This window comes from Mesorhizobium amorphae CCNWGS0123, assembly GCF_001686985.1.
Lineage (GTDB): Bacteria > Pseudomonadota > Alphaproteobacteria > Rhizobiales > Rhizobiaceae > Mesorhizobium > Mesorhizobium amorphae.
Genome location: NZ_CP015318.1, coordinates 621,715 through 645,233, shown reverse-complemented (window position 1 = coordinate 645,233; position 23,519 = coordinate 621,715). Strand labels below are relative to the sequence as shown.

The 23,519-nt window shown below is 65.0% G+C and carries 21 protein-coding genes; 16 read left to right on the top strand and 5 right to left on the bottom strand.

Annotated features, from left to right (window positions below):
- Window positions 1–18 precede the first annotated feature (18 nt).
- The 3 genes from zwf to A6B35_RS02975 all read right to left on the bottom strand — a co-directional run bounded on the left by zwf (window position 19) and on the right by A6B35_RS02975 (window position 4,962).
- A complete protein-coding gene (zwf, locus tag A6B35_RS02985) occupies window positions 19–1,395 on the bottom strand; it encodes a glucose-6-phosphate dehydrogenase (protein WP_006201154.1) in 1,377 nt (458 codons plus the stop codon).
- A gap of 22 nt (window positions 1,396–1,417) precedes the next feature.
- Window positions 1,418–2,431 carry a phosphogluconate dehydrogenase (NAD(+)-dependent, decarboxylating) gene (gene gnd, locus A6B35_RS02980; protein WP_006201155.1) on the bottom strand — a complete coding sequence of 338 codons (1,014 nt, stop codon included), beginning with the start codon at window positions 2,429–2,431 and terminating at the stop codon, window positions 1,418–1,420.
- A 119-nt stretch (window positions 2,432–2,550) separates the two neighbouring features.
- Window positions 2,551–4,962: a glucan 1,4-alpha-glucosidase gene (locus tag A6B35_RS02975; protein WP_006201156.1), complete on the bottom strand. Its 2,412-nt coding sequence runs from the start codon at window positions 4,960–4,962 to the stop codon at window positions 2,551–2,553.
- Between the two features lie 223 nt (window positions 4,963–5,185).
- Between A6B35_RS02975 and A6B35_RS02970 the strand changes: the two genes are divergently transcribed.
- From A6B35_RS02970 to A6B35_RS02910, 13 genes are all read left to right on the top strand, one after another.
- Entirely contained in the window at window positions 5,186–6,463 is a 1,278-nt protein-coding gene (locus A6B35_RS02970) for a sensor histidine kinase (RefSeq protein ID WP_006201157.1), read from the top strand.
- The gene (locus A6B35_RS02965; RefSeq protein WP_006201158.1) at window positions 6,463–7,200 is read left to right on the top strand and encodes a response regulator transcription factor; all 738 of its coding nucleotides are present in this window, start codon (window positions 6,463–6,465) and stop codon (window positions 7,198–7,200) included. The genes A6B35_RS02970 and A6B35_RS02965 overlap by 1 nt, the downstream gene beginning before the upstream one ends.
- Window positions 7,201–7,303: 103 nt before the next feature.
- A complete protein-coding gene (locus A6B35_RS02960; RefSeq protein ID WP_006201159.1) occupies window positions 7,304–7,498 on the top strand; it encodes a tautomerase family protein in 195 nt (64 codons plus the stop codon).
- The gene (locus tag A6B35_RS02955; RefSeq protein ID WP_006201160.1) at window positions 7,498–8,388 is read left to right on the top strand and encodes an SMP-30/gluconolactonase/LRE family protein; all 891 of its coding nucleotides are present in this window, start codon (window positions 7,498–7,500) and stop codon (window positions 8,386–8,388) included. Before A6B35_RS02960 ends, A6B35_RS02955 begins: the two co-directional genes overlap by 1 nt.
- 139 nt (window positions 8,389–8,527) lie before the next feature.
- Window positions 8,528–9,541, top strand: a complete 1,014-nt coding sequence (locus tag A6B35_RS02950; RefSeq protein ID WP_006201161.1) for an ABC transporter substrate-binding protein — start codon at window positions 8,528–8,530, stop codon at window positions 9,539–9,541.
- 49 nt (window positions 9,542–9,590) lie between these two features.
- Window positions 9,591–11,105: a sugar ABC transporter ATP-binding protein gene (locus A6B35_RS02945; protein ID WP_006201162.1), complete on the top strand. Its 1,515-nt coding sequence runs from the start codon at window positions 9,591–9,593 to the stop codon at window positions 11,103–11,105.
- A 1-nt stretch (window position 11,106) separates the two neighbouring features.
- On the top strand, window positions 11,107–12,087 hold the full coding sequence (locus tag A6B35_RS02940; protein ID WP_040582429.1) for an ABC transporter permease: 981 nt from the start codon (window positions 11,107–11,109) through the stop codon (window positions 12,085–12,087).
- Window positions 12,088–12,090: 3 nt separating this feature from the next.
- Window positions 12,091–13,038 (top strand): ABC transporter permease, encoded by a 948-nt coding sequence (locus tag A6B35_RS02935; protein ID WP_006201164.1) that lies wholly within the window; start codon window positions 12,091–12,093, stop codon window positions 13,036–13,038.
- A gap of 123 nt (window positions 13,039–13,161) precedes the next feature.
- Window positions 13,162–15,231 carry a 3-hydroxyacyl-CoA dehydrogenase NAD-binding domain-containing protein gene (locus A6B35_RS02930; RefSeq protein ID WP_006201165.1) on the top strand — a complete coding sequence of 690 codons (2,070 nt, stop codon included), beginning with the start codon at window positions 13,162–13,164 and terminating at the stop codon, window positions 15,229–15,231.
- A gap of 166 nt (window positions 15,232–15,397) precedes the next feature.
- Window positions 15,398–16,417: a BMP family protein gene (locus A6B35_RS02925; RefSeq protein WP_006201166.1), complete on the top strand. Its 1,020-nt coding sequence runs from the start codon at window positions 15,398–15,400 to the stop codon at window positions 16,415–16,417.
- Window positions 16,418–16,636: 219 nt separating this feature from the next.
- Entirely contained in the window at window positions 16,637–18,157 is a 1,521-nt protein-coding gene (locus tag A6B35_RS02920; protein WP_006201167.1) for an ABC transporter ATP-binding protein, read from the top strand.
- The gene (locus tag A6B35_RS02915) at window positions 18,157–19,212 is read left to right on the top strand and encodes an ABC transporter permease (protein ID WP_006201168.1); all 1,056 of its coding nucleotides are present in this window, start codon (window positions 18,157–18,159) and stop codon (window positions 19,210–19,212) included. The genes A6B35_RS02920 and A6B35_RS02915 overlap by 1 nt, the downstream gene beginning before the upstream one ends.
- Entirely contained in the window at window positions 19,209–20,153 is a 945-nt protein-coding gene (locus A6B35_RS02910) for an ABC transporter permease (protein ID WP_006201169.1), read from the top strand. The genes A6B35_RS02915 and A6B35_RS02910 overlap by 4 nt, the downstream gene beginning before the upstream one ends.
- 253 nt (window positions 20,154–20,406) lie before the next feature.
- On the opposite strand, the gene A6B35_RS02905 is transcribed toward A6B35_RS02910, so the two are convergent.
- On the bottom strand, window positions 20,407–21,174 hold the full coding sequence (locus tag A6B35_RS02905) for an SDR family NAD(P)-dependent oxidoreductase (RefSeq protein WP_006201170.1): 768 nt from the start codon (window positions 21,172–21,174) through the stop codon (window positions 20,407–20,409).
- Window positions 21,175–21,310: 136 nt separating this feature from the next.
- Here A6B35_RS02905 and A6B35_RS37125 point away from each other — a divergent pair, with 136 nt between their 5' ends.
- The 3 genes from A6B35_RS37125 (at window position 21,311) to A6B35_RS02900 (ending at window position 22,698) form a co-directional block, all read left to right on the top strand.
- On the top strand, window positions 21,311–21,436 hold the full coding sequence (locus A6B35_RS37125) for a hypothetical protein (RefSeq protein WP_006201171.1): 126 nt from the start codon (window positions 21,311–21,313) through the stop codon (window positions 21,434–21,436).
- A 33-nt stretch (window positions 21,437–21,469) separates the two neighbouring features.
- Entirely contained in the window at window positions 21,470–21,625 is a 156-nt protein-coding gene (locus A6B35_RS34200; RefSeq protein ID WP_006201172.1) for a hypothetical protein, read from the top strand.
- Window positions 21,626–21,762: 137 nt separating this feature from the next.
- Window positions 21,763–22,698, top strand: a complete 936-nt coding sequence (locus tag A6B35_RS02900) for an LLM class flavin-dependent oxidoreductase (RefSeq protein ID WP_006201173.1) — start codon at window positions 21,763–21,765, stop codon at window positions 22,696–22,698.
- Window positions 22,699–22,764: 66 nt separating this feature from the next.
- Here A6B35_RS02900 and A6B35_RS02895 read toward each other — a convergent pair whose 3' ends face one another.
- Window positions 22,765–23,442 (bottom strand): cysteine hydrolase family protein, encoded by a 678-nt coding sequence (locus A6B35_RS02895; RefSeq protein ID WP_006201174.1) that lies wholly within the window; start codon window positions 23,440–23,442, stop codon window positions 22,765–22,767.
- Window positions 23,443–23,519: the final 77 nt, after the last annotated feature.

Below are 23,519 nucleotides of genomic sequence, written 5' to 3'. Positions count from 1 at the left end.
CGCTTTGCCTCCGGGAGATTATTTCGACGGATTGATCCAGCCGTTCGGCGGGCCGAAGCCGTTCATCGCTTCGGCGGGGCCCCAGGTTTTCGGCTCGTAGATATGCGGCGGCGTGGTGTTGCCAAGCACCGGCCCGACGATGCGCCAGGCGAGTTCGCTGGCGTCCTGGCGGGTGAACAGCTGGCGATTGCCGTTCATGGCATCGCCGATCAACCGCTCATAGGGCGGCATCTCGTCCTTGCTGTCGTCGAGGGCGGTGAGTTCGACCTGCTCGCCGACCATGTCGTCGCCGGCCTGTTTGCGCTGTGCCCCGATCGAGATCGCCACTTGCGGATTGATGCGGAAGCGCACGTGGTTGGCGTCGCCCGGCTCGATCGGATCGAAGACGTCGAGCGGCGGCCGTTTCAGCCGCACGATCACCTCGGTGGCGTGCACCGGCATGTTCTTGCCGGCACGAATGAAGAAGGGCACGTCCTGCCAGCGCCATGTGTCGACGAAAAAGCGCACCGCGGCGAAGGTCTCGACCGGCGAGTTCGGCGCCACGCCGGGCTCGGTGAGATAACCCGTGAACTGGCCGCGCACGACGTCGTCCTTGGTCAGCGTGCGGATTGCCCTCAGCACCTGCACCTTCTCGTCGATCAGATCGTCGGCGGAGCGGCCGACCGGCGGCTCCATGGCGAGCAGCAGCAATATGTTGAGCAGATGGTTTTCGATGACGTCGCGGATGCAGCCGACATCGTCATAGAAGCGGCCGCGCCCCTCGATGCCGAAATCCTCAGCCATGGTGATCTGCACGCTCTCGACGAAGTTGCGGTTCCAGATCGGCTCGAGGAAGGAATTGGCGAAACGGAAATAGAGCAGGTTCTGTATCGCTTCCTTGCCGAGATAGTGGTCGATGCGGAAGATCGACTGTTCGTCGAACACCAAGTGAAGCACGCGGTTCAGCCAGCGCGCCGATTGCAGATCGTGGCCGAACGGCTTTTCCACCATCAGCCGCGCGCCATGCGCGGTGCCCGACTGTTCCAGCCCCTGGACCACGGTTTCGAACATGGTCGGCGGCACCGCCATGTAGTGCAGCGGCCGCTGTGCCGATCCGAGTGCCGTCTTCAGCTTCTCGAAGGTCGCCCCATCGCGATAATCGCCGCTGACATAGCGCAATTGCGAGGCGAGCCTGGCGAAGACCTCTTCGTCGATGCTACCCAGCGCATTGAGGATGCCGTCGTGGGCGCGCGTCTGCAGCTTGCCGATGTCCCAGGGGTCGAAGGCGACGCCGATTACCGGCTCGGTCAGCGTCCCCTTGGCGACCATCTGGTAGAGGGCGGGAAATATCTTCTTGTGGGCGAGGTCGCCGGTCGCCCCGAAGAGCACCAGCGTGTCGGACCGTTCCTGGCTCATCGGTGTCTCCTCACTTCGCCCGTCACGAGCCGGCCTTCGGCTTCTCGACATGGCCGCCGAAGGCATAGCGCATGGCGGACAAGAGCTTGTCGGCGAACTCGGACTCGCCTTGCGAGGAGAAGCGGTCGAATAGCGCCGAGGACAGCACCGGCGCCGGCACGCCGGTGTCGATCGCCGCTTTCAGCGTCCAGCGTCCTTCGCCGGAATCCGAAACCCGGCCGCCGAACTGGGTCAGTGCCGAATCGGACTTCAGGGCGCCGGCGGTCAGGTCGAGCAGCCAGGAACCGATGACGCTGCCGTGGCGCCAGACTTCGGCGACCTGGGCCAGGTCGATGTCGAACTGGTAATATTGAGGGTTTTCCAGCGGGCTGGTCTCGGCGTCCGCCGTGCGCTGCCGCTTGCCGGCATTGGCCGACTTCAGGATGTTCATGCCTTCGGCATAGGCTGCCATGACGCCGTATTCGATGCCGTTATGGACCATCTTGACGAAATGGCCTGCGCCGCTCGGCCCGCAATGCAGATAGCCGAAGGGGGCGGTCCCGCCGTCCTTGGCCGGATTGGCGCCGGCGTCGGCGCCGGGCGCCAGCGTGGCGAAGATCGGATCGAGATGGCGCACCGCCTCGTCGGGGCCGCCGATCATCAGGCAGTAGCCGCGCTCCAGGCCCCAGACGCCGCCGCTGGTGCCGACATCGACGTAATTGATGCCCTTGGCCGCGAGCTCCGCGGCCTGGTCGACGGCGTCGTGGTAGTAGGAATTGCCGCCGTCGATGACGATGTCGCCGGGCTCCATCAGTGCCGCCACCTGGTCGGCGATCTTGCCGGTGATCGCCGCCGGCAGCATCAGCCAGGCGCTGCGCGGCTTGGTGAGCTTGCCGACGAACTCCTCCATGGAGGCGGCCCCGATGGCGCCGTCCTTGACCAAGGCGGCGACGCTCGCCGGGTTGATGTCGTAGACGACGCATTGGTGGCCGTCGCGCATGAGGCGGCGCACCATGTTGGCGCCCATCCTGCCCAGTCCCATCATTCCGATCTGCATGGTCTTGTCCTGGTCGTTTGAGGAATCGAAATTCTACTGGCTCTGCTAGTTAAGCATGATCTTTTCCGAAAAACGGTTTCCACTTTTTGCTGCGCTGACCTTCGGTTCGGGATCATGCTCTAGTCCGGCTCATCGATGCCGACGGAGAAGTCGACATTCTCCCAACGGGCGGTGTCGGGCCAGAAAAAAGTGAAGACGATGGTGTTGCCCGGCGGCATCTCGTTAACCGGCAGGTCCACCAGATGGACGCCGAAGGCATTCTCTGCAGTCTTGCTGTCCTGCACGGTCAGCCATTTGTCTGTCGTCCAGTGCACCACGCCACGTGCCGAGAGTTCCACGCGCAGCACCTTGCCGGCCGGGACTGTGCGGATCTTGTTGTTGAAGCGCCATATCCTGAGCGGCGAGACGGTCTTGTGCTCGATGTAGCGTTTTGCGCCTTGCGGCGGCATGTCGAACACGGCGCCGTCGCGCAGCGAACGCAGCAGTTTTATGTGCTCGGAATGCGCCCAGACCAGCGGCATGGCACTGCCCGACGGTGCGCCACGCCGCAATTCGCGCTCCGGCACGTCGGGGCCATCCCAGACCTGCTCGGGCAGCAGGCCGCCCTCTCCGGCCGAGGCTTCGAAGGTTTCGAGCAGCTCTTCCGCTTTGTCCTTTCGCCCAGCCGCCAGTTCGTAATGGGCGCGTTCACCTGCCAGCAGCGGCCAGGGCCGGCCTTGGCCGGTTCCGTCGAAGGGCGCGCCGTCCTCATGTTCGCCATAGCCGTCGCCCGTATAGCGATACCAGAGCGGCCCTTGCGGCAGGTCGCAGCACAGCGTGGCGTCGATCACCTTCAGCGTATCGAGGATGCGCGGATCGTCCGCCGCCCTAAGTCCGAAGCGGACCAATGCCAGAGCATCAGGGCTGACGATCGCTTCGGCCGGACGGTTCGTATCGCCGGGCGGCCGGTTCTTGATGGGGACAAAGCCGTCCTTCGGCGACGCTACCCCTGAAGCGTCCGGCGGCGCGATGCGGACATAGTAGCCTTTGACGCCGGCGTCCGTGCATAGGTTCGTGCCAGTAACATAGGTCCAGCGCTCGATCTGGTCGTTCCAGCAATCGGCGGTTTCGCGCAGATAGTTTGCCGGCTCCGTTTTTCCCGAGACGTCGAACATGTCCGCCGCCGCGAGCAAAGCTGATATCTCGACGGCAAGCGTGAACGGGCTATAGCCGGCATCTTCCTCCCACCGGTCCTCACCGGTGACCGGGCCATTGCGCACGACATAGGACGCCGCGCTCTCGATCATCGGCATGAAGGCGGACAGCGCGGTGCCCGAGAGGTGGCCGGCGCGGCGCAGCGCGTCGGCGAGCAGCAGCGGAAAGGCGCATTCATCCATCTGGATGCCCGGCCAGTAGGCCGAGCCGTCGAGCCAAACGTTCTGCGGCCAATGGCCGTCCGGCTGCTGGATCGAGCGGAGATAGGCGAGGATGCGCAGCGCCTCACCGGCGTCGCCTGCGGCCAGAAAGCCGCCCGCCGTCTCGACCAGGTCGCGCGGCCAGACGAGATGGTAGCCGCCGAGATCGTCGTCGCCCTTGCTGAACCCCCAGGGGATCGACAGGCTGGCAACCGCCGCGCCAGGCACGGCGAACGAACGGTGCGTGGCCAGGACCGCGGTGCTGACGCGGTAGGTGTTGAGGCCGGACGCCGCATGGCGGTCCAGCGGCAGCAGGCCGTCCTGCCATTGGCGCCATCTCTGGAGATAAGAATTCGCCACCGGCTCGAAGCCTCGCTTCAGGCCGGCATAAGCATTGTCGGCCGCTTCCTCCGGCGTCGCGCCGAAGCCGAGCGCCAGCAGGGCCTTGGTTGCCTTGGCGGAAAAGCCGATCTCGCCGGTCAGCGCCACGTTGCCGTCTTCGGCCCTTTGGCAGGCCGGGTCGAGGCGGCCATCCCTCCGGAGTTGCTGCCAGCCGTCGGAAAAGCCGACATAGCCGGCCGAACAGGAGCCCCAGGGCAGCGAGGAGGCGAGCGCCAGCGAGACGCCGCGCCCGGAGGCGAACAGGACAGGCTTGCCCTTGTGCTCGCCCACCCAGGCGGTATTGCCCATGCCGGCATTGACCAAATGCGGCGCCAGCAGCGCGTAGACGCGGCAATCGGCAGCCGAACCTTTCAGCGGCGTGAAGGTTATCTCCTGCAGCAGAGCAGGGCATTTCGGGTCCGTAACGATGCGCTTTTCGACCCGCCATGTTCCGTCGGCGGCGGTGTTGATCAGGCTGTAGCCGGCCACGCCATCCTCGAACGGCGCGATCTCATGCCTGGCATCGCGCTTTTCTTCGGAGAAAGCGCCGTCGGGGCCGGTGACGATCAGACCGAAGTCGCGGGTGCAGGCACTGTCGAGGCGCGGATAGTAGATCTCGTTCAAAATGCCGTGGCTGATGGTGAACCAGACGCGGCTGGCCGCTGAAAGTGCGGTGCCGACGCCGCTCTTGGCGCTTGACGTCCAACGCGCCGGTATCCCCGGGGCGCCCTGAGCAACAGTCGGCGTCGCTGCCATGCATTGGTCTCCTGCCGCCGTTCCTAAACCAGGAGCCGAAGCTTTTTCAATCGTCGCACCTGAAGTTGATCGCCTGCCGCAACGGGAGGCGTCGTTGACAGCGGCATCGGCAAGCGTCCACTATTTCGCTGCAGGGAGGACTGCAGGCAAACCAGGTATCGGCCGTGCGCTGGCAATGGCGTCGCGGCGCCCGGTCGATTTGCAGTGATGGCAGGGAGGAACCATGTCGGACGTATCTCCCCAGTTGATCGACCGGTTGGTGGCCATTTCGCGGGCGCTGGCCGGCCATATCGATACCGGTTCGGCGTTTCGGGCAACAGCCATCGAAATCGGTACGCTCATTCCGCACGATCACATCGATCTGGCGGTGCTGTTGCAGGGCGGGCGCCTGCATGCCTGCTACGAAGCCGGCTTTCACACCAGCTGGAGCGAACTGGCGCAGCATCCGGTGGAAGGCAGCCCGATCCGGCGCGTGCTGTGGGGCGAGACGCCCTACCTGTTGTCGGACAACGCGGTTGTCGACCCACGCTTCCACTTCGCTGGCGCGTTCGACGAGCCGATCTTCGCCGCCGAGCTGCGCAGCCGCATCATCGTGCCACTCAGGGCGCGAGGCAGCATCATCGGCGCCCTCAATATCAGCCGGCACGAGGTCGGCTGCTACACGCTGGCGGACGTCGCGGTCGCCCAGCAATGCGCTGATCTGATCGCGCCCTACATCTTCGCGCTGATCCAGACCGACGAGGCGCGGCGCGCCATGCTGGCCGAGAGCGAGGCGCGCAACCGTGCCGAGCTTTTGCGGGTCGGTGCCTCGCAGCTCACCGAGGGCATGGAGCGCGAGCGCCGCCGCATGGCCATGGACCTGCACGACCAGACGCTTGGCGACCTTGCCCGCATCGCGCGCCAGGTCTCGGCGTTTCGCAGCCAGGGCGTGGCGCGAACCGCCCAGCTTGCCGATCTCGAGCAGGAGATCGCAAGCTGCCTGACCGAACTGCGCCACATCGTCGACGACATGCGGCCGAGCGTGCTCGAGCTGTTCGGTCTGCGCGACGCCGTCGAGGCGCATCTCAATCGCAGTGTCGCCAGGGCCAAGCCGCCGATCGCGGTGCGCATCGCCGACACCAGCGACGGCAGCGCCGACGGCCTGTCGGAAACGATGCGCACGGCGCTCTACCGGATCGTCCAGGAAGCGATCAACAATGCGGTGCGCCATGCAGCCCCTGGCCGCATCGAGGTGCTTTTGACATCGACCGAAAGCGTGTTTCGGGTCATCGTCACCGACGATGGCCATGGCTGCGGCGCGGTCGATCCGGCCGCCCAGGGCGGCATCGGCCACATGCATACGCGCGCCGCCCTTGTCGGGGCGCAGCTGCGTTTTGAGCCGGCGAGCCGCAAGGGCGGAACGCGGGTGGTCATCGAGGTCGACCGCGAGCCCGCCTTGGGCAAAGCCCAGGCAACGCCTGCCGCAATGCCCGGGGAACAGGCCGTGCCGGAGGTGGTGTGATGCTGGTGATGATTGCCGAGAATGACGGGCTTCACCGCACCTTCGCGCGCCGCACCGTCGAGCAGCTATGGCCGGGCGACGTCGAAGTGATCGAAGCCGGCGACGGCGCGGACGCAATCAGCCTTGCGGCCGAGCGCGAGCCGCCGCATGTCGTGCTCGATCTACAGCTGCCGAAGGCCACAGGCATCGAGGTGGCGCGTGCGATCTGGAGCCGCCGCGCCGGCACGCACATCCTGTTCTGGTCGAACTTCGCCGACGAGGCCTATGTCAGGGGCGTGGCGCGTATCGTGCCGCCGGGTTCGGTCTATGGCTATGTGCTGAAATCGGCGACGGAAGAGGGCATGCGCTCAGCGCTGCGCGGCGTGTTCCGCGAAGGCCACTGCATCATCGACCGCGAGATCCGCGGCATCCAGCACCGCGTGCAGGACCGCTTCGAGGGCATCACCGATGGTGAGTATGAAAGCCTGATCGACATCGCGCTGGGTCTCACCGATCGGGCCATTGCGGCGCGGCGGGGCCTGTCGATCCGTGGCGCGCAGAGCCGCATCAAGCACGTCTACGACAAGCTCGGCATCCTGCCGCCGGAGGAGGGCGCCAGCGAGGCCTCCGTCTTCAACTCGCGCACGCGGGCGATCTATCTTGCCATGGCGCGCGGCCTGATCAACATCGACGCGCTGCGCCGCGAGCAGGACCGACTCGACGCCTGGCTGGCGCATGCGCCGCCGCCGCAGGAGTAGGCGACTGTGCAAACGCACAGTCAGTGTTGCGCTTTGACCGGTATCGCGCCACCAAGGCCGTGACTAGGCTCGCCCCACAAGAAGAAAATATCGGGAAGCGCTCATGCCGTTCGTCAACATACGGATACTCGAGGGCCATTCGCAAAAGCGCAAGGACGAGATCTCGCGCCGCGTCACCGATGCAATCAGCGAGGTCGTGGAACTGCCCAGGGAAGCGATCTGGGTGGTGTTCGAGGACGTCGCGGCCAGCGACTGGTTCGTCGGCGGCACGGCCGTCGGAAAGCCGAAGAGCCAATAATGCCGATATCGGCGAAAGCCCGCCATTCCGGCTTCGGCGATGTCGTCGGCAACGCCGCCATGGAACGGCTGGCGACCGGTTTCAGCTTCACCGAGGGGCCGGTATGGCATCCCTATGAGAAATGGCTGGTGTTTTCCGACATTCCGGAAAGCCGCATGTACCGGCGTCTGGCCTCGGGTGAGATCGAGCCGTTCCGCGATCCGAGCCACAAGGCCAACGGCAATACGCTCGATCGCCAGGGGCGGCTGGTCACCTGCGAGCATGCGACAAGCCGCGTCACCCGCGCCGAGCCGAATGGCGGCGTGAGCGTGCTGGCAACGCATCATGGCGACAGGGAGCTCAACAGCCCGAACGATGTTGTCGTCGCCACGGGCGGGGCGATCTACTTCACCGATCCGAGCTTCGGGCGGGTGGAATTCTACGGCGTGCCGCGCCGCCAGGAGCTGGCCTTCCAGGGCGTCTACCGCATCGACGGCGACGGCGCCCGGCTGACGCTGCTTGCCGACGATTTCGTGCAGCCGAACGGGCTGTGCTTTTCGCTGGACGAGTCGCGCCTGTTCATCAACGATACCGAGCGCGGCCATATCAGGGTGTTCGGCGTGGAAGCGAATGGCGACCTGAATGGCGGCGCCGTTTGGGCCGTGACCGAGGGCAGCGAGCCCGGTTCGCCAGACGGGATGAAGATCGACAGCCGCGGCAATCTCTATTGCACAGGCCCGGGCGGCATCCATGTCTTCGATGCGTCGGGCGACCTTCTGGGTGTCATACGCACGCCGGAATACTGCGCCAACTTCACTTTCGGCGACGAGGATCTGAGGAGCCTCTACATCGCCGCGTCGACTTCGCTTTACCGGCTAAGGGTTCGCGTGCCGGGACTGAGGCTGTTTTGAGCGCGTTGGCGCTCAATTCGGGATGGCCGCCGATCCAAGGTCCGGCGGCAGCGATGCCGAGGCATCGTGACATGGAGGTGTGCCGGACGCGATCCGGCAGGAATTGCAGCAGTCAACAACATCTGGGAGGATTTTTGAGATGAAGAAACTACTCGTCCTGAGCGTTCTGGCGGCAATGCTCGCCTCGAGCACGGCGCTGGCCGACACAAGCGGCAAGAAGATCGCCTTCTCCAACAACTATGCCGGCAATTCGTGGCGCCAGGCGATGCTCGACAGCTACGGCATCGTCACCAAGAAGGCGGTCGAGGACAAGGTGGTCGCAGCCGCAGACATCTTCACCACGGCCGACAAGGAAGTGCCGACCCAAGCCGCCCAGGTGCAGAACCTGATCCTGCAGGGTTATGACGCCATCGTCATCAATTCCGCCTCGCCAGATGCGCTCAACGGCGCCATCAAGCAGGCCTGCGACGCCGGCATCGTCGTCGTGTCCTTCGATGGCATCGTCACCGAACCCTGCGCCTACCGCGTCGTCGTCGACTTCAAGGACATGGGCAGGCAGGAAGTCGAGCAGATGGCCAAATTCCAGCCCAAGGGCGGCAATCTGCTGGAAATCCGCGGCCTGGCCGGCACGTCGATCGACGATGCCATCCATGCCGGTATTCTGGAGGGCGTCGCCGCCCATCCCGAGTTCAAGATCGTCGGCTCGGTTACCGGCGACTGGGACCAGACCACGGCGCAGAAGGCCGTCGCGACCATCCTGCCGTCGCTGCCCGACATCGTCGGCATCGTCGACCAGGGCGGTGACGGCTATGGCGCAGCCCAAGCCTTCGCCGCCGCCGGCAAGCCACGTCCGACCATCATCATGGGCAACCGCCAGGATGAGCTGAAGTGGTGGAAGGAACAGAAGGACAAGGACGGCTACCAGACCTGGTCGGCTTCGATCGCGCCCGGTGTCTCCTCGCTCGCCTTCTGGGTGGCGCAGCAGGTGCTCGACGGCCGCACCGACATCCCGCACGACCTGCTGGTGCCCTATCTGGCCTTTACCCAGGACGATTTCGAAGCGGCGCTGCCGAAGATCAAGGAGGGCGGGGTCGCTACCCACGAATACACCCAGGAAGACGCCATTGCCGCGATCAAAGCCAACATAAAGTGAGTCTGTTGCGATTGTTGCCAGCCGCATCGCCAACCGGATATCGTTGAGGATGCCTCAGGCAAACGCGGACATCATCAGACTGGACGGCGCCGAAAAACATTTCGGCGCCGTCAATGTGGACATCATCAGACTGGACGGTGCCGAAAAGCATTTCGGCGCCGTCCGGGCACTCAGCGGCGTCGACTTCCATGTCGGCGCCGGCGAATGCGTCGGTCTCGTCGGCCACAACGGCGCCGGCAAGTCGACGCTCATGCATATGGTGGCGGGCACGCTGGTGCCCGACAGCGGCAAGATCGTGGTGCGCGGGGTCACCGAGGACAACTTTTCGGTGCCGCGCGCGCAGCAACTCGGCATACGCTGCGTGTTCCAGGAGCTGTCGCTCTGTCCGAACCTCAGCGTTGCCGAGAACACGCGCATCAACCACTCGTCGCTCACCGGCTTCGGCTGGCGACGCAAGGCGGCCGACCTGATCGCCGCCAAATTGGATGAGATTTTCCCGGACCATGGCATATCCGCCTTCGACATCGCCGGCGACCTTTCCATCGGGCGGCGGCAGATGGTGGAGGTGGCGCGTGCCTTCACGCTGACGCAGGATCCGCTCGACCTGGTCATCCTCGACGAGCCGACCTCCTCGCTCGACGCGCATACGGCCGGGCAGTTGCTTGCCTTCGTGCGGCGCTTCGTTGCCGGCGGCGGCAGCTGCATCCTGATCTCGCATGTGCTGGGCGAGGTGCTGCAGAATGCCGACCGCATCGTGGTGATGCGCGACGGCAAGGTCGTCGCCGCAGACGCGGCAAAGTCCTTCGACCGCGACAGGCTGGTCACCGCCATGGGCGGCGCCGAGGGACATCAGAAGGCAGCGACCGAGACCGCTAAGACCGTGGCCGGCCCATTGCGGGTCCGCGCACGCCCCACGCGGCAGCAGGACGGCAAGGAGCTTGTCGCGCATGCCGGCGAGATCATCGGCCTGGCTGGGCTTGCCGGTCATGGGCAGACGGATCTGCTGCTGGCGATCTTCAACGCCGCGGGGCGCGCCAAGGCCGGCATCGAGGTGACCGCGCCGGTGGCGCTGGTGGCCGGCGACCGCCAGTCGGACGGCATCTTTCCGCAATGGTCGATTTCGGAGAACATCGGCATCCGTTCGCTGGCGCGGCTGCGCAGCGGGTTCTTGATCTCGCCGCAACGCGAGGCCGAACTCGCCGATTTCTGGCAAAAGAAGATCGGCATCCGCACGCCCGACATGACCAACAACATCTTCTCGCTGTCCGGCGGCAACCAGCAGAAGGCTCTGTTCGCGCGGGCGCTGGGCTCCGACGCAAGAATCGTGCTCATGGACGATCCGATGCGCGGCGTCGACATCGGCACCAAGCTCGAAGTCTACGACCTCGTGCGCGAGGAAGCGCGCAAGGGCCGCACCTTCCTCTGGTACACAACAGAAACCGAAGAGCTCGACAATTGCGACCATGTCTATGTGTTCAAGAACGGCCGGATCGTCGCCAATCTGAGGCGCGACGAGCTGACGGAGGAAAAGATCATCCAGTCCTCGTTCGGTGATGCGGCCTGAGATGACAGCGGCGGCCATCGAAAACCAGCTCAAGGGCGCTTCGACGCGCAACGCGGCGGCGCGGGCGCGCATGCTGCGCAGCCTTTTGCCGGCGCTGTCGCTGGCGCTTGTGCTTTTGGCCATCGCCTGGCTCAACCCGCGCGCCATCAGCTATTTCGGCTTCAGCCTGATGCTGAACCTGGCGATCCCGATCACCCTGGCGACGATCGCGCAGATGTTCGTCATCGCCGGCAACGAGCTTGATCTGTCGATCGGCACCTTTGTCGGCTTCGTCGGCTGCGTCACCGCGACATGGCTGAAGGATGCGCCATTGCTCGGAATCGTCGTGCTTGCCGGCTCGATCGGCGTCTACGCGCTGCTCGGCGCACTGATCCATCTGCGCAATCTGCCGTCGATCGTGGTGACGCTCGGCATGAGCTTCGTCTGGCAGGGGCTTGCCATCCTCATCCTGCCCAAGCCCGGCGGCAAGGCGCCCGACTGGCTGCTGTCGCTCATGGCGTTCAAGCCGCCTTTTATCCCCTTCCCGATCATCGCCGCGCTGCTGATCGCGGCGGTCGTGCATTTCGGCCTGATGCGCACCTCCTACGGCGTCATCCTGCGTGGCTCGGGCGGCAACGCGGCAGCACTCAAGCGCGCCGGATGGTCGCTGCTCAAAACCAAGATCGTGCTGTTCGCGCTGACCGGCCTGTTCGGCGTGCTGTCCGGCATGGCGCTGATCGGCATCACAACATCGGCCGATGCCAATATCGGCAATGGCTATACGCTGCTTGCGATCGCCGGCGTCATCCTCGGCGGCGGCGAGTTCGTCGGCGGCCGGGTGTCGCCGATCGGCGCGGTGCTCGGCGCGCTGACGCTGGCGCTCGCCGCCTCGCCGCTGCTCACCTTCATGCACATCCCGCCCGACTGGCAGGTGGCCGCCAATGGCGCCATCCTCATCATCGTGCTGGCGGCCCGCGTGCTGATCAGCCGTCGGGAGAAATGAGCCATGGCCTCGTTGCAGACGCTCATCGCCAAGCCCTGGATATGGTCCTTCCTCGGGGCGTTGCTGGTGTGGCTGGCGACGGTCGCCTTCACTGGCGGTTATGGCGGCGGCGGCATGATCACGGCCGCCCTGTCGCTCGCCGTCTTCACCGTCATCGTCGGCGTCGGCCAGATGTTCGTCATCACGCTCGGGCCAGGCAATGTCGACCTGTCGCTGCCGGCCAATATCGGCCTTGCCAGCGCGGTGGCCATGAAGGTGATGGACGGCAATGATGCGATGATCGTCGTCGGGCTGCTGGCGGCGCTCGCCTGCGGCATGGCTGTCGGTGCCGCCAACTATCTCTTGATCTGGGCGCTGCGCATTCCGCCGATCATCGCCACGCTGTCGGCCAGCTTCATCATCCAGTCGATCGACATCAGCTACGGGCGCGGGCTGCAGATCAAGCCGCCGCCAGGCTTCGCCGATTTCACCAACTGGCAGATCCTGGGCATCCCGGTGCTGGCGATCCTCACCGTACTGTTCACCGTCGGGGCGGCGATCGCGCTGCAGCGCATGATCTATGGCCGTTCGGTGCTGGCGATCGGCCAGAACATCCGCGCCGCCTGGCTGGCGGGCGTCAATGTCGGGCGCGTCCGCTTCCTCACCTACACGCTGTCGGGCATGCTCGGCGGCCTCGACGGCGCACTGCTCGCCGGCTACTTCCGCGGCGCCAATGTCGATATCGGCAATGAGTACCTTTTGGCCTCGATCGCCGTCGTCGTCATCGGTGGTACGTCGGTGGCAGGCGGCAAGGCCAACGTGCCGGGCGTGTGGGGTGCGGCCCTGTTCCTGGTGTTATTGCTCACCATGCTCAACACTTTCGGCGTCAGCGCCGGCGTCCGCCTGCTGCTGACCGGACTGATCATAGTCGGTGTCATCACGGTTGCGGGCGGGCAGAAGGCGCTGCGCTGAGGACAGGCGGGTTCCACTGATCCAGCGCCGGGAGAATACCGGCCCTGCCGGAAATCCGGTTCCCATCCGGATATCGGCCCTGTAAACCCCGCGGGCGCGGTTCGCATTTGCGGGAGGTTCGTCTTGTCCGATTTCGTCAGCGTTGCAAGCGACGGCGATGTCGCGGTCGTCACCATCGACAATCCGCCGGTCAACGCCATGAGCTTCCACGTGCGCGAGCCTCTTCACCAGGCGCTGGCCGCACTGCGCGACGATCCTTCCGTCGCGGCCATCGTGATTGCCTGCGCCGGGCGGACTTTTGTCGCCGGCGCCGACATCACCGAATTCGGCAAGCCGGTGCAGCAACCGGAGTTGCGCGCCGTTATCGCGCTGCTGGAGACCATCGCCAAGCCGACGGTCGCTGCCATTCACGGCACCGCGCTCGGCGGCGGGCTGGAACTGGCGCTCGGTTGCCATTTCCGCGTTGCCGACAGCAAGGCGAAACTCGGCCTGCCGGAAGTAAAACTCGGCCTGTTGCCGGGCGGCGGCGGCACGGTGCGGCTGCCGCGCCTCGTCGGCGCGGAGAAGGCGCTCGGCATGATCGTCTCGGGGGCGCCGATCGGTGCTGTCGAGGCGCTCGAGGCGGGCCTTGTCGACGCGGTCTTCGATGGAGAGCTTGTCGCGCAAGCGGTTCGTTTCGCCAGCGAAATGGTCGCTAAAGGTGGACGGTTCCTGCCCGTGCGCGACCGCAACGATCGTCTGGGAAAGACCGATCTCGCCGCCTTCGACAGACAAGCGGCCGAGCTTGCCAAGAAGGCGCGGGGCCTCGAAGCCCCGATCGCCTGCGCGCAGGCGGTCCGCAACGCGATTTCGCTCTCCTTCGACGAAGCGCTGGCGGCGGAGCGCGAACTGTTCCTGAAACTCGTTGCCGGTGATCAATCGCGCGCGCAGCGGCATCTGTTCTTTGCCGAACGTGAGGCGGCAAGGGGTCCCGGCAAGGATGTTGCCAGGCGCAAGATCACCCGCATCGGGATCATCGGCGCCGGCACGATGGGCGGCGGCATCGCCATGGCCTTCGCCAATGGCGGCTTTCCGGTCACCTTGCTCGAAACCAACGAGGAGGCATTGCAACGCGGCCTGGCGACCATCGACAAGAACTATGCTGTTTCGGTCGGCCGTGGCTCGCTGACCGAAGCCGCGAGACAACAGCGGCTCGGCCTGTTCAAGGGCAGCACCGACTATGCCGACCTTGCCGATTGCGACCTGATCGTCGAGGCGGTGTTCGAGGAGATGGCGGTCAAGCAGGAGGTGTTCGGCAAGCTCGACGCGGTGGCCAAGCCCGGCGCGATCCTGGCCACCAACACTTCCTATCTCGACGTCAATGCCATCGCCGCCTCGACGTCGCGGCCCCAGGACGTCGTCGGCCTGCATTTCTTCTCGCCGGCCAATGTCATGAAGCTCCTGGAAATCGTGCGCGCCGAAAAGACCGCGCCGGACGCGCTGGCGACCGTCGTCGAATTGGCACGTGGCATCGGCAAGGTGCCTGTGGTCGTTGGCGTCTGCCATGGTTTCGTCGGCAACCGCATGCTGGCGGCGCGGGGCGCGGAATCCGAGGCGCTGCTGCTCGAAGGCGCGACGCCCAGCCAGATCGACCGCGTGTTCACCGATTTCGGCTGGCCGATAGGCCCGTTCCAGATGGGCGATCTCGCCGGCCTCGACATAGGTTGGCGCAACCGCAAGGCGCGCGGGCTGACGGCCGTTATCGCTGACACGCTCTGCGAACAGGGACGTTTCGGCCAGAAGACTGGCAGCGGCTGGTATCGTTATGAGGATGGTTCGCGTGACCCGTCGCCTGATCCCGAGGTCGAGAATCTGATCCGCGCCAAGGCGGCCGAAAAAGGCATCGCGGCGCGCGCGATCGACGCAGACGAGATCATCGAACGCACGCTCTATCCGCTGGTCAACGAAGGCGCCAAGATCCTCGAGGAAAAGATCGCCGACCGCGCGTCCGACATCGATGTCGTCTGGGTCAACGGCTACGGTTTTCCGATCGGCAAGGGCGGGCCGATGTTCTGGGCTGGGCTGGAGGGGGCTGGGAAGATCGTCGAGCGGCTTGAGTATTGGCATGGGCAAACCGGCAAGGAAGTGTTCAAGCCGGCGCCGCTGCTGAGGCGCTTTGCCGAGACCGGTTCGTGGGAGGCTGCCGCCAGATAGTGCGATCACGCTGGCACTGTCACGCCAACGGTTCCCGGCGGTACCACAGACCCAGCGTTGCAAATTTGACCATGTGGACAAAGGTCGGGCACCGTTCCATAGTTCCCCGTCGGACATTCCTGAGAACAGCCGGCTCGACACGGCTGTCAGCCAGAGGGGCACTTCCATGAAAGACGACAACAGCAAAATCCAAGGACTTTCGCGCCGTAACGTGCTGGAACTCGGCGCACTCGGCCTGGCGGCGGCCATGCTGCCGGGTGCAGCCTTCGCCGAGGACAAGAAGCTGAAGGTGGCGGCGATCTTCGCCACGCCGATCGAGGAGCCATGGGACAACCAGATCCACGTCGCCTTGCAGAGAGCCGAGAAAGAGCTCGGCATCGAGTACAAATGGTCGGAAAAGGTGCAGACCGCCGACTTCAGCCGAGTCATGCGCGAATATGCGCAAGGCGGCTACCAGCTGGTGCTGGGCGATGCCTTCGCCGCCGAACGTGAATCGCGCCGCACCGCCAAGCAGTTTCCGAAGACCGCCTGGCTGTTCGGCTCGGGCGCCGGGCCGGCGGAACCCAATTTCGGCGTCTTCGACAACTGGATCCATGAGCCGGCCTATCTCTCCGGCCTGATTGCCGGCAAGATGTCGAAATCGGGCACGATCGGCGCCGTGGCGGCGATGGGCATTCCGGAAGTGAACCGGCTGGTCAACGCCTTCTTTGCCGGCGCCAGGGAGGTCAATCCAAACGTCAAGAAGAAGGTTGCCTTCATCGGTTCCTTCTTCGATCCGCCGAAGGCGAAGGAAGCCGCGATCGCCCAGATCGATGCCGGCGTCGACGTGATCTATGCCGAGCGCTTCGGCGTCATCGAAGCGGCGGTGGAGAAGAAGATCCTCGCCATCTCCAACATGTCCGACCAGTCGAGCCTCGGCCCCGACACGGTGATCACCGGGCCGGTCTGGAACATGTATCCGACCGTCGAACAGGCGATCAAGCTGGTCAAGGCCGGCGTCTTCACCGCGCAGGACTATGGTGATTTCTCGCGCATGGCCAAGGGCGGTTCCTCTTTGGCGCCGTACCACAAATTCGACAAGACGCTGCCGGCGGAGGTCAAGGATCTGGTCGAAAAGAAGAAGACCGAGATTCTGGAAGGCAATTTCCGCGTCGACGTGGATGAGAACACGCCGGTTTCGGATTGAGTGCTTGCTTTGAGGGTTGGTGCCTGGGCACCCCCCTCTGCCCTGCCGGGCATCTCCCCCTCAAGGGGGGAGATTGGCAGCTTCGCCGCTGGCTAACATTGTTCGCGGTTTAAGATTGGCGAAAGCCGACGTGACATCCGATCTCCCCCCTTGAGGGGGAGATGGCCGGCAGGCCAGAGGGGGGCGTGACGGGCACGCCCCCACAGTTCAGGAGCACCCTTGTCCGCCCCTCTCATCGAAATGCGCGGCATCTCCAAGAGCTTCGGCGCCGTTAAGGCGAACGAGGCCGTGGATCTCAGTGTGGCGCCGGGCGAAATCCTCGGCTTGCTGGGCGAGAACGGTGCCGGCAAGACGACACTGATGAATGTGCTGTTCGGCGCCTATGCGCCGGATGCCGGCGAGATACTGATCCAGGGCCAACCGGTGCGGATCAACAGCTCGGCCGATGCTTTGGCCGCCGGCATCGGCATGGTGCACCAGCATTTTCACCTGGCGCCGCGGTTGTCGGTGCTGGAGAACCTGTTGATCGGCATTCCCGGCAAGTCCGGCCGCATCGATCGCGCCGGCGGGCTGGCGCGGCTGGCCGAAATCGGACGTGAGCACGGGCTGACGCTTGATCCCGGTCTCCCGGTGTCGGCTTTGTCGGTGGGCGAGCAGCAACGGCTGGAAATCGTCAAGGCGCTGTTTCGTGGCGCGCGGCTCTTGATCCTCGACGAGCCGACGGCGGTGCTGGCGCCGACGGAGGTCGACGGGCTGTTTGCGGCTCTGCGTTCGATGGCCGCGCAAGGGCTCGGCATCATTTTCATCTCGCACAAGCTCAACGAGGTGCGGGCGCTGACGCATCGCTGCGTGGTGCTGCGGCATGGCCGCGTCGCGGGGCGTGTCGATACACCGGCCAGCACGACGTCGTCCGAGATGGCGCGGCTTATGTGCGGCCACGAGATCGTGCCGCCGGCGCGGGGACCGTCGACACCGGGTGCGGCGGTGCTGACGCTTCAGGGCGTCTCCACGTCGCATCATTCGGGAATGGCGCTGCGCGATGTCTCGCTCGCGGTCCGCGCAGGCGAGATCCTCGGCATTGCCGGTGTCTCCGGCAACGGCCAGCGGGCGCTGGCCGAAGTGATCTCAGGCGTGCTCGCACCGGACACCGGCCGGATGACGATAGCCGGCAAAGCAGTGACGCGGTTCTCGCCGCGCGAGGTGCAGGCGCTCGGTCTCGGGCGCATCCCGGAGGACCGCATGACGACCGGGCTGGTCACCAATCTGCCGCTCGCCGATTCGATGGTGCTGCCGCGCATCGGCACCGAGGCCTTCAGCCGCAAGGGGCTGCTTAAGCCCGATGCGATCCGCGCCTTCGCTGAGGAACAGATCAAAGCGTATGACATTCGTTGCCCTGGGCCGATGACGCGCGCCGGGGCGCTGTCCGGCGGCAATCTGCAGAAGGCGCTGTTGGCGCGCGAGCTTGCCTTCGATCCGAAAGTGCTGATCGTGTCGCAGCCGACACGCGGCCTCGACATCGGTGCCGCCCGTTTCATCCACGAAAAGTTCCTGGACATGCGCGCCAAGGGCTGCGGCATCATTGTCATCGGCGAGGATCTCGAGGAACTGCTGATGCTCTGCGACCGCATCGCGGTGATGTATGAGGGCCGCCTCGCCGGCACGCTGGACAGTGCGGACGCCACGGTGGCGCGGCTCGGCCTGCTGATGACCGGGGCCGGGCAGGCAGGGGAGGCGGCCTGATGGTTCGCCTCGAAGCCCGCACCTCGACGCCCGCCTGGTTCAATCTGGCGCTGCCGCTGCTGGCGATCGGGGCGACACTCATCCTGTGCAGCGGCCTCATTGCGCTGGCCGGCGCCGGCGTCGCCGAAGCCTATGGGGTGATGTTTTCGGCCTCGCTCGGCGACAGCTATGCCATCACCGAAACGCTGGTTCGGGCAACACCGATGATCTTCACCGGACTTGCCGTGGCGGTCGCCTTCCGCGCAAAATTCTGGAACATCGGTGCTGAAGGGCAACTACTGGCCGGTGCGGTGGCAAGCTGCGCCGTCGGTGCCATCCCGATGCCGGGGCTGCTCGCCATGTTCCTGATGGCGCTGGCAGGGGCCGCTGCCGGCGCCGCGGTGGCGCTGGTGCCGGCGACGCTCAGGGTGAAATTCAAGGTCGACGATGTGGTCAGCTCGCTGCTGCTCAACTCGGTCATCTTCTACGCCTTGATGGCGCTGATCGAAGGGCCGTGGAAGGATAGCTTCAGCGGCTATCCGATCTCGCCGCCGATCGAGGATTCGGCGAACTTCCCGGTGCTGCTTGAAGGCACGCGGCTGCACCTCGGCGTGGTGGCGGCGCTGATCGCGGCACCCTTGATCTGGTTCCTGATCGCGCGCACGACGCTCGGCTTCCGGATCAGGGTTACCGGTGAAAACCCTGAAGCGGCGCGCTATGGCGGCATCCATGTCGAGCGCGTGCTGATCTCGACGGCGCTGCTGTCCGGTGCGCTGGCCGGGCTGGCCGGGGTCGGCGAGGTCGGCGGCGTGCATTTCCAGGTGATGAGCGACATCTCGCCGGGCTACGGCTATTCCGGCATCGTCGTTGCCATGCTGGCGAGACTCAATCCGCTCGGCGTGGTGCCGGCGGCGATCTTCCTTGCCGCCGTCATGACCGGGGCCGAGGCGATGTCGCGGGCGACCGGCGTGCCGGCCTTCCTCAGCGATGTCATCCAGGGTACGGCACTGCTTGCCATGCTGGTGGCGCTGCTGTTCACCGCCTATCGGCTCCGCCGCGTCGGAGCTGCCCGATGAGCGCGCTGTTCGAACAGATCTTTCAGGTCGGCTTTCTCGCCGCCATCATCCGCATCGCCACGCCGCTGGCCTTCGCGACGCTCGGCGAAATGTTTTCCGAGCGCGCCGGTGTGCTCAATCTCGGCATCGAGGGCATCATGCTGTTGTCGGCGATGACCGGCTTCACCGCCACGAGTCTCAGCGGCAGCCTGTGGCTCGGCGTGCTCGTCGCCGTGCTGACAGGCATGCTGATGGGCGCGCTGCATGCGCTGTTCACCGTGGCGCTCGGCCTCAGCCAACATGTCTGCGGCATCGGCGTGACGCTGTTCTCTTCTGGCTTGGCGTACTTCCTCTACCGGCTGATCTTCGGCCAGCAGTCGGTGCCGCCGAGCATCAAGGGTTTTCAGACGCTGCCGATCCCGGTTCTCTCGGACATCCCGGTGCTCGGACCGGCGGTGTTCAACCAGTTCTCGCTGGTCTACATGGCGATCATCGCCATCCCGCTTGCCGCCTTCGTGCTTTACCGCACGCCATGGGGCCTGTCAGTGCGCATGGTCGGCGAAAATCCGCGCGCTGCCGATTCGGCCGGCGTCGGCGTCATTGCCACGCGTTTCCAGGCCGTCATTCTCGGCGGCGCCTTGATGGGCCTGGCCGGGGCCTTCCTGTCGATGGCGCAGTTCAACGCCTTCACCTTCGGCGTCGTCTCCGGGCGTGGCTGGGTGGCGATCGCGCTGGTGGTGTTCGGCCGCTGGGACCCGTGGCGCTCGGCGGGCGCCGCGCTGCTGTTCGCCTTCGTCGACGCCCTGCAACTGCGCATGCAGGCGAGCGGGCTCGGCCATATCCCCTATGAAGCGTTCCTGATGCTGCCCTTCATCTTCACCATCGTCGCAATGGCGGTGATGTCCCGCAATGCAGTGGCGCCTTCAGCGCTGCTCAAGCCGTTTCGACGGGAAGAGCGGTAGCAAAGCTTGGGTTCCTTTCCTCTCCCTCCGGAGGGGGGAGAGGTGGCGCTGCGAAGCAGCGACGGAGTGGGGAACCACGTGGCAACCGTCGCTAACGGATGTTGAAGGGGCCAAGCCGCAAGAAACTTCCTGCACCGCGCCAAGGGTCGACCCCCACTCCGTCGAGCTGCGCTCGACACCTCTCCCCCGATCGACGGGGTAGAGGAAGGGCGCCAAGCTGTCCCCGGGACGAAGAACCTGGACCTAGGAAACCTCACATCGCGGTAAAGCCGTTGTCGACGAACAGATGGGCGCCGGTGACGAAGCTCGACTCGTCGCTGGCCAGATACAGCGCGGCCTTGGCCACCTCTTCCGGCTCGCCGATGCGGCCCTGCTGCGCGGCGAGTGCCGCATCGGAAACATCGACGCCGAGTTTTCCCAGATCGGCGACCTCGCGCATCCCGTGCGGCGTGCGGATGAAGCCGGGGCAGACCGCGTTGCAGCGGATGTTGCGGTCGCGGAACTCGACGGCAATCGCACGCGCGAACATGTGGCAGGCGCCCTTGGTGGTGTCGTAGAGCACTTCCATCGGTGTCGCCGCCACCGCCGAGATCGACGAGGTGCAGACGATCGAGCCGCCGCCGGTTGATATCATGCCGGGCAGCACGGCGCGCGTCATCAGGAACATCGAGCGCACATTGACGGCATGCAGCCAGTCCCATTCCTTAACCGTCGTCTCCAGGAAGGGCTTTATCACGATGGTTCCGGCATGGTTGAACAGCACGGTGACCGGGCCGAATTTTTCGCCAGCACCCTTCACCGCGGCCTCGACCTGCGCTTCGTCTGAAACATCGGCGACGAAATGCTCGGCGACGTGGCCACGCGCCCGGATCGCGGCGGCGGTGGCTGCTGCCGCCTCGCCGTTGCGGTCGATGATCGCCACCTTGGCGCCTTCTGCCGCGAACAGCTCCGAGGCCGCCCCGCCCATTCCCGTCGCGCCGCCTGAAACGATCGCGACCTTGCCCGCCAGTCTTTCGCCCATGCTTTTTCTCCCATGCCCTAGTTTGGTCGTTTCACATTGCCGATTGCGATGATGCTATCCCGTCAAGCATTGCATGGCCAATGCCTGAAACCGGCCAGAAAGGCGAGGATATAGGGCCATTCAAGCGCAGAGACGCATGTCGACGCTTTGGCCGATCAAACCAGATTACGCCGCGCTCAGCGAAGCGGAACCAATTTTCCCGTCGATTGGAGAAAATCGTTCCAACAATCGCAAAAAAATAGCACTCGACAAAGTCTACTGATTTTATAGATTAACCGGCGAGACGGAGGTCGATATGTCCTATATCCAGAACGCTCAGACTGATCGCAACGGCCAGAGGCTGGCCAATGGCCAGGCCTTTCGCCCGGCCTATGCGGGCGCCTTCGCCTATCTCGTTTTCGCTCTTGCGTTCGTGTTCACCGGGGCAGTCGTTCTCGGCCTCATTCCCTGAGTAAAGGGTGGCGGCCTACCGCCTTCAGGCAACCGGAGTTTGAAAGAACCCTGATCGCGGTGCGCTTTCGTGCGCCAAGGTGATGCGGATTCGGATCCGCCGCATCAGCGATTCCCAACGTGATGGAGGAGATGGCAATGCCGATCGAGTTCACGCATGTTCCCGGCAAAACGCAGGACGCCAGTTTTTTCTATGATTTCGTCGAGACCGCGACAAAACTGTCGCTGATCGAGGATGCCGGCTTCAGGAAGATCGTCGTCGACGATTCGGCCGGACTGCTGACCAATATGGACATTGCTGCCCAGACGCTGGACCGCACCTCGTCGCTCGAAGTGGTGCTGACACATTGGGCCGGGGTGGTCGAGCCGACGGTGGCGGCGCGCCAACTGGCGGCGCTGGGCTCGAAAAGCGGCGGGCGGCTGTCGCTCAGGATGCTCAGCGAGCCGCTCAGCGACGACGATGCCGAGGCGCGTCCGGTCGGCCACACCGTGGTCTGGCAACGCATCGACGAATATCTGGTGCTGTTGAAGCGGCTGTGGTCGAACGACAGGCCTTTCGACCATGAAGGCGCATTCTACAGCGTCAAAGGCGGTTACGTGCCGCGCAAGGGAGCGCACGGCGTGAGCATCCGCATGGGCGGACAATCCGGAACGGCGCTCAAGGTCGTCGGTCGGCATGCGGATGTCTTCGAATTGACCGCCGGCTCGCTGGACGAGGTTGGGCAGCTGATGCAGCGCGTGCGCAGTGCTGCTGCCGAACACGGGCGCGCCGGCAAGGTGCGGTTCGCGCTGCCGGTTCGGATTTGTTCCGAAGGCAAGGCAGCCGCCACCGATCACAAGGCGATCGAGGTTTCAGGTCCGCCGGGACAGATCGCGCTGTCGCTGCTGCCCTATGCGGCCCTGGGTGTAAATGAGTTCATGATCGCCGGCATCGACCGGTCACGCGAGATCGCCGCGGTCGGCCGCGAAACGGCGACGCTGCTCACTAACACGCTGGCGCGCCGCGAGGCCGAGGTGGCGCAGCCGGAGGCGTTTGTATCGCGCGCTGTTCCGGAAGTTCGCGCGGCGGGGTGAGCTGCGAAGAAGAGAGCCCTTCTGCAGCGATCCTTCACCAGAGGGTGTGAAGGATCGCTGCCGTTTTCATTCTCTCGCCTTCCCTGGCAGCCGCGACAGCGCCGCCAGCACAGCACTTGAATCCGCCAGCGCCCCAAAGACACCGTCCTCGACCGTAACCATGTGCAGCGCTGCCTCATGCGCGTATCTGTCGCCGCTGGCGCAGGCGTCCGAAATCGTCAGGCACTGGAAATTCCGATCGCAAGCCTCGCGCAGCGTGGTGTGCACGCAGACATCGGTCGTGCATCCCGAAAACAAGAGATGTGTGATGCCCTGCGAGCGCAGGACAAGCTCGAGATCGGTGTAGGTGAAGGCGCCGTTGCAGGTCTTGTCGACGATGATGTCCTCAGGCGTGATGTCGATCTCGGGCACGATCTGGAAGCCGGAACCGGATCGCAGCAGGATGTCGGTGCCGTCGAGGCCGGCGCGCTTGCGGCGCCATTTTTCGTACGGCGTGATGTCGGCCATGTCGGCCCGGTAGCCTTGCCTGGTGTGGATGATGCTAAGGCCAGCCGCGCGTGCGGCTGCGATCAGCCGGCTAACCGTCGGCAGGATGGCGCGCAGCGGAGCCGGGTCGTAGCCCTGTTTGGCAAAATAGCCAGTCGTCGACAGGAAATCCTGTTGCAGGTCGATGACGATGAGGGCGGTGCTTTCCGGCCGCAGCCTGCCGTCATAGGGGAAATCGAACGGTGTCGCCTTGATCATGTGCCGCTTGCCTCATGTCTGCTTCCCGTCATGGTGGCCGGCGATGGCGCCGCCGTCCACCCTCTCAGTGCGCCGAT